Source organism: Moraxella sp. (genome assembly GCF_024227015.1).
GTDB lineage: Bacteria > Pseudomonadota > Gammaproteobacteria > Pseudomonadales > Moraxellaceae > Moraxella.
Genome location: NZ_JAAELD010000325.1, coordinates 1 through 852, shown reverse-complemented (window position 1 = coordinate 852; position 852 = coordinate 1). Strand labels below are relative to the sequence as shown.

Genomic DNA, 852 nt, shown 5'->3' with positions numbered 1-852 from the left:
CGTTATTGACGAGCAGCTCGCCCCAGCGTCTGCCCGATGCTTCGATGGAGATGATGCGTGTGTTGCTGTGCGCTTTTAATTGGCATTCATCACAATCCTCAGGCGTACAAAATTCAGGAATCTCCTTATCTGACAGCGATAGGATGATGTTGTTTTGATTGTCTTCTTCGTGCAGGCACAACGACATCTCGCTATTGGGAAGTAGGGCGGAGAACTCCTTAACCAGAGATTGGAGCTGTAGGCTGGATAAATTGCCTGCGACGATTTTTTGAGCGAAGTTGTACAGCGCATAGATTGCTTGGTTTGCTTGCGTAAGATGCGCGGTGGTGCGACGAACCTCGCTTTTTAATTGGCTTTGATGTGCGTTGATGGTGCCAAGCATAGCGCTCATCGCATTGGAGAGCTGATTAATCTCTTGGTAGCCTTTGACTGATACATTGCTGCTGGCGAGATTTAGACTACCTTGCTTGTAGGAGTTGGTGGTCTCGGTGAGTCGTTTTAGGGGGATTAGGGCGTTTTTATTTAGCTCGTGCATGCCGATGAGCATCGCGGTCAAAATCAGCAGCAGCGTGCCGATATGCAAGTATTGTTGCTGCTGGCTGCGCACTTCGCTGCGTTTTTGAATGTCTAATACGAAGTTGTTGACTTCGGTCAGATAAGCCAACGACGATTCATAAAAGCCGACATTATCCTCTGCCAGCAGGCGTGGCTGTAGATTATTCTGCCATAGATTTTCTATTTTTATTAAGGATTGATCGATGTTGTCGTGGTGGTTGCCTGCTATGGATTGATAATTGCGCAGTTGGTACAGGCGCATCAGCTTGTCTTCGTTCTATGTCTGAACGTCAATGG

1 pseudogene is annotated in these 852 nt (G+C 47.5%); it reads right to left on the bottom strand.

The features are described 5' to 3' along the window. Positions 1–817, bottom strand: a pseudogene (locus GY683_RS07375) (hypothetical protein); the annotation flags it as partial. Positions 818–852 lie beyond the last annotated feature (35 nt).